General features: G+C 35.4%; 12 protein-coding genes. 8 read left to right on the top strand and 4 right to left on the bottom strand.

Annotation, left to right across the window (positions count from 1 at the left end; all coding sequences use genetic code 11):
- The first annotated feature begins 2 nt into the window (after nucleotides 1–2).
- The 8 genes from N4A68_08900 (at nucleotide 3) to aroQ (ending at nucleotide 7,493) form a co-directional block, all read left to right on the top strand.
- Entirely contained in the window at nucleotides 3–866 is an 864-nt protein-coding gene (locus tag N4A68_08900) for a prephenate dehydrogenase (GenBank protein MCT4564421.1), read from the top strand.
- Nucleotide 867: 1 nt separating this feature from the next.
- Nucleotides 868–1,932: a 3-dehydroquinate synthase gene (gene aroB / locus N4A68_08895; GenBank protein ID MCT4564420.1), complete on the top strand. Its 1,065-nt coding sequence runs from the start codon at nucleotides 868–870 to the stop codon at nucleotides 1,930–1,932.
- 76 nt (nucleotides 1,933–2,008) lie between these two features.
- Complete coding sequence (gene aroA / locus N4A68_08890; GenBank protein ID MCT4564419.1) at nucleotides 2,009–3,307, top strand: 3-phosphoshikimate 1-carboxyvinyltransferase; 1,299 nt, start codon at nucleotides 2,009–2,011, stop codon at nucleotides 3,305–3,307.
- A complete protein-coding gene (gene aroC / locus N4A68_08885) occupies nucleotides 3,288–4,379 on the top strand; it encodes a chorismate synthase (GenBank protein MCT4564418.1) in 1,092 nt (363 codons plus the stop codon). Before aroA ends, aroC begins: the two co-directional genes overlap by 20 nt.
- Entirely contained in the window at nucleotides 4,376–5,536 is a 1,161-nt protein-coding gene (locus N4A68_08880) for a chorismate mutase (GenBank protein ID MCT4564417.1), read from the top strand. The genes aroC and N4A68_08880 overlap by 4 nt, the downstream gene beginning before the upstream one ends.
- Before the next feature lie 72 nt (nucleotides 5,537–5,608).
- Entirely contained in the window at nucleotides 5,609–6,424 is an 816-nt protein-coding gene (gene aroE / locus N4A68_08875) for a shikimate dehydrogenase (GenBank protein MCT4564416.1), read from the top strand.
- A 1-nt stretch (nucleotide 6,425) separates the two neighbouring features.
- Nucleotides 6,426–6,941: a shikimate kinase gene (locus tag N4A68_08870; protein ID MCT4564415.1), complete on the top strand. Its 516-nt coding sequence runs from the start codon at nucleotides 6,426–6,428 to the stop codon at nucleotides 6,939–6,941.
- Between the two features lie 114 nt (nucleotides 6,942–7,055).
- A complete protein-coding gene (aroQ, locus tag N4A68_08865; protein ID MCT4564414.1) occupies nucleotides 7,056–7,493 on the top strand; it encodes a type II 3-dehydroquinate dehydratase in 438 nt (145 codons plus the stop codon).
- A gap of 303 nt (nucleotides 7,494–7,796) precedes the next feature.
- Here the strand turns inward: aroQ and N4A68_08860 are convergent, their stop codons facing one another.
- The 4 genes from N4A68_08860 to N4A68_08845 form a co-directional block, all read right to left on the bottom strand.
- A complete protein-coding gene (locus N4A68_08860; protein MCT4564413.1) occupies nucleotides 7,797–8,963 on the bottom strand; it encodes a M20 family metallopeptidase in 1,167 nt (388 codons plus the stop codon).
- Nucleotides 8,964–9,010: 47 nt separating this feature from the next.
- Nucleotides 9,011–10,174: a M20 family metallopeptidase gene (locus N4A68_08855; GenBank protein MCT4564412.1), complete on the bottom strand. Its 1,164-nt coding sequence runs from the start codon at nucleotides 10,172–10,174 to the stop codon at nucleotides 9,011–9,013.
- Complete coding sequence (locus N4A68_08850; protein ID MCT4564411.1) at nucleotides 10,175–11,413, bottom strand: Zn-dependent hydrolase; 1,239 nt, start codon at nucleotides 11,411–11,413, stop codon at nucleotides 10,175–10,177. It abuts the gene before it with no gap.
- 133 nt (nucleotides 11,414–11,546) lie between these two features.
- The gene (locus tag N4A68_08845; GenBank protein MCT4564410.1) at nucleotides 11,547–12,740 is read right to left on the bottom strand and encodes a hypothetical protein; all 1,194 of its coding nucleotides are present in this window, start codon (nucleotides 12,738–12,740) and stop codon (nucleotides 11,547–11,549) included.
- Nucleotides 12,741–13,020: the final 280 nt, after the last annotated feature.

Here is a 13,020-nt window from a genome sequence, read left to right as displayed (position 1 = left end):
TGATGGATTTGAGTGAGATAGACTTTAGTGATTTTACTATAACCATAGTTGGTTTAGGATTGATTGGAGGCTCATTTGCAATTGCCTTAAGGGAATTAAACCCTAAAAAGCTTTTGGCTATTGATATAGACGAAGGGGTCATAAAAACTGCTGAAAATATGGGGATAATTGATAAAGGATATATAGACCCTAAAATCCCCCTTGAAAAATCTGATATAGTAATAACCTGTATATATCCAAATTTGACAGTAAAATTTATAAATGACAATATGGATAATTTTAAGTCAGGTGCTATTATAACCGATACTGCAGGTATTAAGGAGAAGTTAATTGAAGAGATATACACATGTATTAGGGAGGATATAGACTTTATTGGTGGTCACCCGATGGCGGGAAGGGAGAGTAAAGGATTAGCATATGCTTCTAAGGATATCTTCAATAATGCAAATTATTTAATAACTCCTACGGATAAAAATAAAAAGGAAAATATCGACAATATAGAGAAGCTTATAAAAGCAATTGGATTTAAAAATATAGTAAAACTAGGGCCTCGTCAGCATGATGAAATCATTGCATTTACCAGTCATCTTCCTCATATAATGGCATCAGCCCTTATAAATAGTGATAGTAGAAGGGATACTAAGTTTTTTGTTGCAGGAAGCTACAGGGATGCCACAAGGGTAGCAAAGATTAATTCAGAGCTTTGGACAGAGTTGATTATGGATAATCGTAATAATACTTTAAAACAAATAGAAATATTTGAAAATAGCATAGCAGATTTTAAAAAGGCCATAATTAGTAATGATAAGGATAGCCTCAAAGCTTTATTTAAAAAGGGATGTCAAAAAAGGGAGGAATTAATCTAGTATGAATAACTTAGAAGTGAATCTTCCACAGAAAAAGTATTCTATAACTATTAAAAAGGGAATTTTAGGGAATATAGGAGAAGAAATAAAAAAAATATATAAAAATAAAAAAATTGCCATAATAACCGATTCAAATGTTGAAGGATTATATGGCCAAAAGATAATAAATCAATTAAATATAAATAATTTTCAAACCACAACTATTGTAATCCAACCGGGAGAAAAAAGCAAATCACTGGAGTCAGCTAAAGACATATATGAAAAGCTTTTGGATTTTGAAATAACAAGGGGAGATATGATTATAGCCCTGGGAGGAGGAGTTGTTGGAGATTTAGCTGGTTTTGCTGCTTCCACACTTCTCAGGGGAATCCCCTTTATTCAGATACCTACATCTCTTTTGGCTCAGATTGATAGCAGTGTAGGGGGAAAGGTTGCTGTAAATTTACCTATGGGTAAAAATCTTGTGGGTAGTTTTTATCATCCAGAGGCAGTGTTTATCGATCCACAGCTACTAAGAACACTTGATAAAAGATTCTTATATGATGGAATGGCAGAGGTTATAAAATACGGATGCATAAAGGATAAGGGTTTATTTGATAAACTCATGAATATTGAGACAGAGGATGAACTATTTGATAATATTGAAGAAATTATATATAGATGCTGTGACGTAAAAAGGGATATGGTTCAGAGGGATGAAAAGGATAAAGGAGAAAGGATGCTTCTAAACTTTGGGCATACAATAGGTCACGCCATAGAGAAAAATTTTAATTATAAAACATATACCCACGGAGAGGCTGTAGCCATAGGGATGTATAATATAACAAAAAGAAGTGAAGAACTGGGGATGACTAAGGAGGATACGGCTAAGGTTATCCAGAAGCTTCTTATTAAATATAATCTACCCCATGGGATGCCGGATGTCCCAAAAGTGGATATTATAAAAGCCATTGGGCTAGATAAAAAAAATAAAGGAGATAGGTTAAGTATTATATTGCTACGGGAAATAGGGAATAGTTTCATAAAAAATATAGATAGAAAAGATGCAGAGAGATATATAGGATAAAGGACACAGGTAGAAGAGTACGTGGATCAGAATGATATGACCCATAAAGAACATAGATTTGAAGGGGGAGTTTGTAGTGAATTCTGTTAAAATATATCCAACAGAGCTTAAGGGAGAAATAAAAATACCTCCATCAAAGAGCTTAAGCCATAGAGCAATAATCTGTGCAGGACTTTCCAATGGAGTAAGCGATATAGATAATTTAATATTTTCACAGGATATCAAAGCAACTTTACAGGGAATGAAGGGACTTGGAACGAGGATAGAATGTATAGAAATAGAGTCCCACGAAGACACATATTATGTTACCTTAAGAGGAAATCCTAGTGTAAAGGCACCAGAATCAAATATTGATTGTAAGGAATCGGGATCGACATTAAGATTCTTAATTCCCTTTGCGGGGCTTGTAGGAGATGCAGTAACATTTACTGGTGAGGGTAAGCTTGTGGAAAGACCCTTGGACACCTACTATAGGATATTTGATGAGCAAAGCATAGGGTATAGTAATGATGATGGGAGGCTCCCATTAAGGGTAAAGGGTGTACTAAAACCGGGAAGCTTTAAGGTAGAGGGAAATATTAGCTCACAATTTATAACTGGACTCATGTTTGTATTACCCTTACTTGATGGGGATTCAAAGATCATAATAACAACTGAGCTTGAGTCAAAGGGCTATGTAGATTTAACAATAGATATATTGAATCAGTTTGGTATCAAAATAGAAAACAGGGATTATAAAGAGTTTTATATAAAAGGGAATCAAAAATATATTAGTAGAGACTATAGAGTAGAAGGAGACTTTTCCCAGGCCGCATTTTGGATTGTTGCTGGAATTTTAGGTAACAGCATAAAGTGTAGGGATTTAAGAATTGATTCTCTTCAAGGAGACAGAGCCATACTTGAAATAGTGCAAAGGATGGGTGGTAATCTTCAGATAAATGAAGCTTTTATCACAATAAATGGGTCAGAAACAAAGGGTACAGTAATAGACGCTTCACAGTGCCCAGATATAGTGCCAGTACTTGCAGTATTAGGAGCATTAAGCAATGGAACAACAAGGATAATTAATGCAGAAAGGCTTAGAATAAAGGAGTCAGATAGACTAAGGGCAATAGCTACGGAGCTAAATAAATTAGGAGCCGATGTAAAAGAGCTAGAAGATGGATTAATAATCGAAGGAAAAGAAAATCTAAGGGGTGGGACTGTAGATAGCTGGAATGATCATCGTATTGCCATGTCCCTTGCCATAGCTTCTATTAAATGCACTGAGCCTGTAATAATAACCGGTAGTGATGCAGTAAAGAAATCCTATCCAGATTTTTGGAAGGACTTTATGAGCTTAGGAGGAAAAATAGATGAGCAGTATGTGGGGTAAAAATATCAAGCTTTCAATTTTTGGAGAGTCCCATGGAAAAGCCATAGGAGTAGTTATAGATGGACTTCCACCAGGTATTGAGCTAGATTTTGAATATATAAATAAAGAGATGCAGAGAAGGGCTCCAGGAAGAAACAAGATATCTACTCCAAGAAAAGAAGGCGATAGCTTTGAAATATTAAGTGGGTATTTTAATGGCAGAACCACGGGAACACCACTATCCTCCCTTATATACAATACTAATCAGCATTCAAGGGATTACGAGGCTATGAGATCCATAATGAGACCCGGTCATGCCGACCATACAGGTCATGTGAGATACTCAGGCTTCAATGATTATAGAGGAGGAGGACATTTTTCTGGGAGACTTACTGCTCCATTGGTATTTGCGGGAGCTGTAGCAAAGCAGATTCTACTAAGCAAAAACATATTAATAGGAAGTCATATAAAAAGTATAGGGGATATTAAAGACAGTTCATTTGATGGGGTACATATTGAGCCTACCCTGTTAAAAAGCTTATCAAATAAAGAATTTTGTGTTATTGATGATCAAAAAGGCAAAGACATGCAGGAATATATTTTAAAGGTTAAGGAAGAGAAGGATTCTGTAGGAGGAATAATTGAAGCGGCAATAGTAAACCTACCACAGGGCTTAGGCTCACCCTTCTTTGATTCCGTTGAAAGTAAGCTTTCCCATATATTATTTTCTATACCTGCAGTAAAGGGAGTAGAATTTGGAGCAGGTTTTGATATAACTAAAGTCAAGGGATCCCAGTCAAATGATGAACTATATATAAAAGAAGGAAAAATCACTGCATATTCAAATAACAATGGGGGGATATTAGGGGGAATAACTAATGGTATGCCTATAATACTTAGAACCGCAATCAAGCCGACCCCTTCAATAGGTAAACTCCAAAGAACGATAGATATAGAAAAAAGTATAGAAACCCAGCTTCAAATAGATGGTCGACATGATCCGTGTATAGTACCTAGGGCAGTGCCTGTAATTGAATCTGCCTGTGCTATAGCATTAATAGATTTGATGATGGAAAAGGGTGAGTTAAAATGAGTGAAATTGAAAACTTAAGAAGTCATATTGATGAAATAGATAGGGAACTTGTAGCTTTATTTGAAAAACGTATGGAAACAGTACTCAAGATTGCAGAATATAAAAAGAATAATGATCTTGAAATATTTAATCAAGCTAGGGAAGTAGAGGTAATAGAAAAAAATATATCGAGACTAAAGAATAAAAAATTTCAAGAGTCTACTACAAATTTCTTAAATAAAGTCATGGAAATAAGCAAGGAAGTGCAAAAAGAATATGTAAATATAGATAGTTGTGACGAAGAAGCATGTTCTACTTTAGAAAATCAAAATTATGGCATAAGGAAATATCCCTTGTCACTAAGGGTAGGATATCAAGGGGAGCCCGGTTCCTTTAGCGAAGAAGCCTTAACACAGTATTTTGGGGATAAGGTTAGCACATATAATGTAATGGATTTTCAGGATATATTTGAAGCCCTTAAAAATCATAGGATAGACTATGGGGTACTGCCAATTGAGAATTCATCTACTGGCGGTATATCAGAGGTATATGATCTTCTAAGAAAGTATGGATTTTATATAGTGGGAGAAAGATGTATAAAGGTCGAACATAATTTAGTAGGGCCTAAAGGCACTAAACTTGAAGATATTACAGAGGTATATTCTCATCCACAAGCCTTTCAGCAATGCAGTGAATTTTTTAAGGATTATCGAGATCTTAGGCTAATACCATTTAAGAATACTGCAATAAGTGCAAAATATATAAATGAAGAGAAATGCAAAGAAAAGGCAGCTATTTGCAGTGGCAAAGCTGCTGAGCTTTATGATCTAGATATTATTAAGGGAAACATAAACTATAATGTAATCAATCATACAAGATTCATTATAATAGGTAGAGATTTAGAGGTTAATAAGGACTGTAATAAAGTCAGTATAGTAACCACAACAGCCCATCAACCCGGTGCATTATATGAAATTTTAGGTTTTTTTGCAGAAAATAATTTAAATATGATAAAGATAGAATCAAGGCCTATTATAGATAGGTCATGGGAATACTTTTTTTATATAGATATTAATGGTAATTTTCATGATGAAACTGTCAGAAAGTCAATTAAGGCTATAAAAGAAAATAGTAGTTATTTTAAATTATTAGGGAACTACGTTGGGCATAGGATTTAGAAATTAGAATTAGGAGCAGGAACTCTATTTAACGGAGATAGGAAGAAGGTTGAAGGAGAAAGGTGATATTATATGAGTGGACTTTTTGGTCTTATAGGTGAGAAATTAAAACACAGCTTTTCCCCTGCTATACATTCCATAATATTTAAGGAATTAAATATGGAAGGCTACTATCATTTACTCGAAATAGAAAAAGGAAATTTAAGGGATGCAGTTTATAGATTGAAGGCAGTGGGGGCAAAGGGAGTAAATGTCACTATTCCATATAAGGTAGACATTATGGAGTATTTAGATATGGTATCCGACGAAGGGAAAAAGATTGGTGCTGTAAATACCATTTGTTTTAGGGAGAATAAAGCAATTGGCTATAATACCGATTATTTTGGCTTTGGTATTATGCTGGATAAATTTGATATCCATATAAAAAATAAAAATGCAGTTATTTTAGGTACGGGGGGGGCTTCTAAAGCTGTATTGCAATACCTATTAGATGGAGATGTAATGGATGTTACCTTCGTGACCAGGGATATAACTAAAGGAAGGGAAAAATTTAAGGATCATAGAATGATTTCCTATAATGATATAAAAGCCTTATCCCACCAGGATATAATAATTAACTGTACACCCTGTGGCATGTATCCTAAGATAGAAGCTTGTCCAGTCAGCAAAGAAGATATCTCTAAATTTGAGGCAGCCGTTGATTTGATTTATAATCCAATAGAAACGTTATTTCTAAAAAACGCATCCAAACAAGGAATTAAAGCAGTAAATGGACTATATATGCTAGTAGGCCAGGCGGTAAAGGCAGAGGAACTGTGGAATGATATAAAAATAGATGACAAAGTTATAGAGAAAATATATCACAGCATATTGAAGGCGGTAATCTAGTATGAAAAAAGTTAATGAAAATATTATTTTAATCGGGATGCCGGGCTCTGGTAAAACATCTATAGGAAGACTTGTAGCTGACGAATTAAGCATGGAATTTTGTGATATAGATGAATATATAGAAAAAAAGGAAGGTAGAAGTATTCCAGATATATTTCAAAATGATGGAGAAGAATATTTCAGAAAATTAGAAAGTGAATCAGTGGAAGAAGTAAGTAGGTATACGGACTCTGTCATATCTACAGGTGGGGGAGTAATAAAATTTCATAAGAATATGGAATTTTTAAATGAAAGTGGTATAATTATCTTTGTTAATAGAGCCTTAGACAATATAATATCGGATATACAAACCCATGGACGTCCATTACTAAAGGATGGAAAGGAAAGGCTTTACAAGCTTTACAATGAAAGAATTGATTTATATAAGAAGTATTGTAATTATGAAATAATAAATGATGGTAGCATAGAAGATGTAGTGGAAAGAATTATAGAAATTGTGAAAAATATTTATTGCTAAAGTTGTAAGTTTTTTATTTTTATAGATCTTTTAAGACCTATTAGAGAGACTTTAACACTTAGAACTTAGAACTATAAAGCGTCGTTAGACGTCTTTGTTTAGGAGTTGAAAACCTTGAAAATCCTAATAATAAATGGTCCAAATATCAATTTTTTAGGTATAAGAGAAAAAAGTATTTATGGACAAACAACCTATTCGGAAATGTGTAGTTATCTTAGGGACGAAGCAAATAAATTGGATATAGATATAGAGCTAGTTCAAAGCAATATTGAGGGGGAGCTAGTAGACTATATACAAGGGGCTTATGGTAAATATGATGGTATAATAATTAATCCAGCCGCATATACCCACTATAGTATTGCCATACTCGATGCTATTAAGGCCGTAGGACTCCCCACTGTAGAAATACATATTAGCAATGTCCATGGAAGAGAGGAATTTAGAAGAAAATCCGTGACAGCTCCAGCTTGTATCGGTCAAATAAGTGGTTTTGGGATATACGGGTATGTGATGGCTATGATGGGCTTAATTAATCATTATAGTGCTTTATAATATATGAATGTGGGATTTTGAAAATTAATAAAAAGAACGTTCAATCCGACAAGAATTTAGAGAAAACTTTATCTTCAAGCTTTGAGAAAAATTCTAACGCTCCCGTGAGGCGTCCATGCCTCATGGCCTAAGAAATGACGTCCTGTCATTTCTACGAATTTTTCACAAATCTTTCAGATAGTTTTCTTGCTAAATTCTTGAAGTCATTCTCTTTTCTTTTTATTAATTTTCTTAGTCTCATATTTGTATAAAGGGGTGCCTCAGAATATGAACTTTATTCTGAGACACCCCTTTGTTATGGGTTTAAAATTTTTCTAAAAAATCTATAGCAAATCTAACATAAAGTTCAGTTCCTATAATTAAGCTATCTTCGTCTATATTGAATCTTGGATGATGATGGGGAAAATCCGATTGCTTTTCAGCGTTTCTTGTTCCAACGAAGGCTATCAAACCAGGTATTTTTTCAAGATAGTATGCCATATCCTCGCTACCTGTTGTTTTTTCCATTTTCATGAGTCCATCTTCACCAAGCATACTTAAAACAGTACTTTCAGCAATAGATGAGCATTTTGAATCATTAATAGTAGGGGGTGTTCCCTTTATATACTGAACCTCAGCCTTAGCCCTATATGTTGAGGCAGTAGAATTTGCATGTCTTTTTATTATCTCGGGAAGTTTTGCTCTTATTTCGGGTTTAAAGCATCTAATGGTGCCCTCAAGATGGGCTTTCTCTGCTATAACATTGAATCTTGTACCCGCTCTAAGCTCACCTATGGTAAAAACGACTGGATCTAATGGGCTTATTTCTCTACTCAAAATTGATTGGGTGTTCATAATTAGTGATGATGCTACGACAGTAGCATCAACGCCTTGATGGGGCATAGAACCATGTCCACCCTTACCTATAATGTCTATGATAACTAGATCACCAGAGGCCATTCTAGGGCCAGACTCTACGGATATCCTTCCAGTTTCGACGCCAGACCATAGATGTATACCCAATATACCATCAACACCTTCTAAGGCACCTTCCTCAATTAGTTTTTTCGCTCCTTGAACGAGTTCTTCGGCAGGTTGAAATATTAGCTTAATAGAGCCTTTTATTTTATCCTTTATTTTAACTAAAGCCCTAGCGGCTCCTAGAAGCATGGCGGAATGACCATCATGACCACAGGCGTGCATTACTCCTGGATTTTGGGATTTATATTCTATATCATTTTCTTCATTAACGGCCAGAGCATCCATATCTGCCCTCAATGCAACTGTTTTACCGGGATGATCCCCTTTTATAGTAGCGATAACACCGGTTCCGGCTATTTCAATATAAGGAATTTCAATACGTTTTAATTCTTCTTTGATTCTTTTCGATGTTTGGAACTCCTTCCAGCTTGGTTCAGGATTAGAATGAAATTCTCTTCTTAACTTTACGATATATTCCTTGTCATTCTCTAATAATTTTTTGTAATCCATTTTATTCTCCTTTATTATTAGACCTCAAAGTTGTTTATCCCTTGTATTTATAAATTCAAGAAGTCGATTGCAAACTGAGCATATAATGCTGAAGCAACCTCTAATGCATCTTCATCAATATCAAATTTTGGATGGTGATGGGGATGATATTCTATTTTTTTCTCGTTCTTTGACCCTACAAAGGCGAAAACCCCTGGAGCTTTTTCAGTGAAAAACGAAAAATCTTCTCCACCCGTGGTTTTTTCATAGGTAATAAGGGCATCTTTTCCTTGGATTTTTTCCACTGTTTTTTCAGCTATAGCAGACATCTCTGGATTATTAATTGTAGGAATAACAAGTTGTTTATAGTCAAGCTTAACATTGGCCCTATAGGTTTTTGCAGTGTTTTCAGCTACTCTTTTAATCATTTCTTCAAAGGAATTATTTACATCCATACTAAAGCATCTTGTTGTCCCCTCTAAGTAGGCTTTGCCAGCAATAACATTAAATCTTGTTCCAGAGTTAAATATACCTACACTTATAACAGCAGGGTCCAGAGGACTGATTTCTCTACTAACCAGGGACTGGAGGTTCATAACCATGGCAGAACCCACAACTACTGAATCCACAGCTTGATGGGGCATAGAACCATGACCGCCCTTTCCCTCAATATCTATTTTGAATAATCCCGCTGATGCCATTCTGGGGCCAGCTTCCACAGAAACCTTACCAACTTCTACATCATTCCATATATGAAGTCCAAATATCCCATCTACGCCTTCCATAGCACCTTCTTCTATCATTTTTTTAGCTCCTTGTGCTATTTCCTCACCGGGTTGAAAAATTAATTTGATGCTGCCCTTAAGTTCATCCTTCATATCAGTTAATATTTTGGCTGCTGTAAGTAATCCGGCTGTATGGCCGTCATGACCACAGCCATGCATTAAACCGGGAGTTTTTGATTTGTATTCTGTGTCATTCTCTTCTTGTACCTCAAGGGCATCCATGTCTGCCCTAAGGGCTATGGTTTTACCATTAGAGGAACCCTTGATTATTCCTATTACCCCTGTTCCAGCTATTTTTTTGCACTCAACTCCTAGTTTTGTCAGCTCTTCAATAACTCTATCAGAGGTTCTTACCTCCTTCATACTTGGTTCTGGATTCATGTGAAATTCTCTTCTCATATCTATAGCGTATTGCTTATACTTTTTCGCAAGCTCTTTAACATTCATTTAAATTACCTCCCCTAGGTCTAGTATTGTATTATATATGGTCTCAATACCTTTTTGTAAATCTTCATAATCAGTCCATTCCTCTGGACAATGGCTTCTACCATCCTTGCTGGGTACGAATATTAATCCAACATCTGTTATTGCAGTCATGATCATAGCATCATGACCCGCTCCACTAAGCATTTTAACATGGGAAAAATCATTTGCTTCCACGCTTTTTTCGAGACTATCTATTATTTCTTCAGACATTTTAACGGGTTTTACATCTAACATTTCTATTATCTCTATTTTTACTGGGGCAGCTTTAACTTCTAAATCAAGGGCTTTGATAATTTTATCCTTTACTTCCTTTATGCAGTCACTCTTTTTTGATCTGATATCAACTGTGAAGGTAACCTCACCGGGAATAATATTTGCTGCTCCGGGATTGACGCTAAGTGTTCCCACCGTAGCCACGGTGCCTTCGCCAGCCTGCTTTGCATAGCTAGGAATTTTTCCAATTACATTTGATGCCGTAATAAGAGCGTCGGACCTCATGTTCATTGGAGTGGTTCCCGCATGATCGGGTCTACCCCTTACTATAACCTTGAATTCATTTATCCCAACTATAAACTCAACTATACCTACATCCTTTTTATTTGTTTCTAAAATAGGGCCTTGTTCTATATGGAGTTCAATGAAAGCTTTTATATCTTCGGGTTTTCTTTGAGCTTTGTAAATATCATCTGGATTAAAACCAAATTTGCTGAAAGCTTCAGCCATCGATATGCCAGCGGCATCCTTATTGTTATGTAACTCTTGGGTGGATACAGCACCTGTCATAGCTCTGCTTCCAAATACTCCAGCACCAAATCGTCCACCTTCTTCTTCTATCATACCGACAAATTCAATGGGGTACTTGGTTTTTACATTATTTTCTTCCAGAACTCTCATTATCTCTAAGGCCATTACAACACCAGCAGGGCCATCAAAATTGCCTCCATTTTTAACGGAGTCAAAATGAGAACCTATCATTATAACTGGAAGATCATGGTTTAGACCATTTCTTCTACCAAATATACTGCCCGCAGAATCTTCATAAACCTCAAGGCCTAGGTTTAAAAGTTCGTTTCTTATATATTCCCGTGCGCCCCTATCCTCAGGGGTGAGTGAAAATCTTGTGAGTCCTTGACCCGGAGTGGCATTAAATTTCGAAAGCTCCTCTATATCCCTTTTTATCCTATTCAAATTTGTCTTCATAATACAGACCTCCAATTCTAATTAGAATAGGGTGTATGGCAAGGAGGAATTTAATCCATTGCTATACACCCCAATGCTAAACTAAAGAAATACTTTTTTGAATATGCCCTGTAGCTCAGCCTATTTTAAAATTTTATAATAGTTTAGTAAATATACCTGCAATTATTACAGATACAATTGTAACTGTGGTAAACCCTCCAACAAGCATTTTAGGAAGCATTTCATCCATAAGAAATTCTTTCTCCTCATCGGTTTCAGCGAGGGATTTGGATGCTTCTTCAGTAAGAATGTAGTTTGGGGGGAATCCATAAAGTGCTGTAAGTGCTATTGCAAAGGACATTTCCTTAGAATATCCTAATTTTTTACCACCTAGCATTGAAAGAATAGCCATTCCAGAAACACCTAGAATAATAATTCCCGCAAGGGGAAGAGCTATCTTAGAAAGCATTGAAGGTGTGGCTTTAGCAAGACCAGCAAATATGAATGCCATTAGTCCTGTAATAAGGAAACCAAATGAATTTGATAGATTAAGGGGTCTTTGCTCTACAAAGCCAAGTTCTTGAGCAATTACACCAAAAAATAGACACATAACAAATGGCGATATATCTAATACCGGTTTAATCAAATTTGCAAATTGTACAGCTGCCAATGCAGTTATACCTAACTTTGCAAGAATGACATAGGTGGTTAGATAATTTTTAGGTACAGCAGGTATAAGTTTTTTCTTTTCCTTTGTATTATCAGACTCTATACTGGCTGCGGTTTCTTCAGCAGCTTTAAGTTCACCGGATCTAAAGCCCTTTAAAAGTCTATTACCTTCTTTTTTTAGCATGAATGCCGTTAGTGGGTAACCAACAAAGCCCTGCATTACATAAGTGACAATAGCTAATACTGCTAGATCCTCCATACCTATTTTAGTAGCAGCCTCTGACATTATTATTGCAGCTACGATGCCCCCTGTTAATGGTGGAGTAGCTATTACAGCAGTTTCCCAGCCAAAAAGCACTCTACCAAGGGTAAGTGTAAGGGCACAAATACCTATGATACCTAGTAGTGCAATAGTAATGGTTCTCCATTGGCTAATTAATTCCTTAACCGTTAATAAAGTACCCATATGAGTTACTAATAAGTACATGGACAAATAAATGATTGGTTTTTGGAAGCCTGCAAGATCTATGATATCTGGAGGGAAGAAAGTCCAAAATCCAAATAAGAATAATAGTGCAGCAACAAATACAGATGGAATAAATGCCTTGGTTTTGGTAGATATAATATCGCCTATGGCTAATACTACCAGTACAACAGAAAATGCCATTAATAAACTCATTTTATAACCTCCTTGATTTATTAAGTTTATTTAATAAATTGTATATTCTAAATATTGTATCAGCTATAATTACTTTTTTCTATGTTGCAAGCAACAAAATTTCATAGACAAATTTGGTGTATTCTTATACAATCATAATTAAGTGATGAAATGGCATGATTTTTACTTGACTAAGTTGCATAATATATATGGTATAGCCTTGAGGATTTTAAAACTACATGTAGTAGATGGTTTTTAAAGAAAGGAATTATACAATTTGCTCAAGTAAATACATTGGGTT

It is taken from the genome of Maledivibacter sp. (assembly GCA_025210375.1).
Taxonomy (GTDB): Bacteria; Bacillota; Clostridia; order Peptostreptococcales; family Caminicellaceae; genus JAOASB01.
Note: the sequence above shows the minus strand (reverse complement) of the source record. Positions and strands in the feature narration are given on the sequence as shown.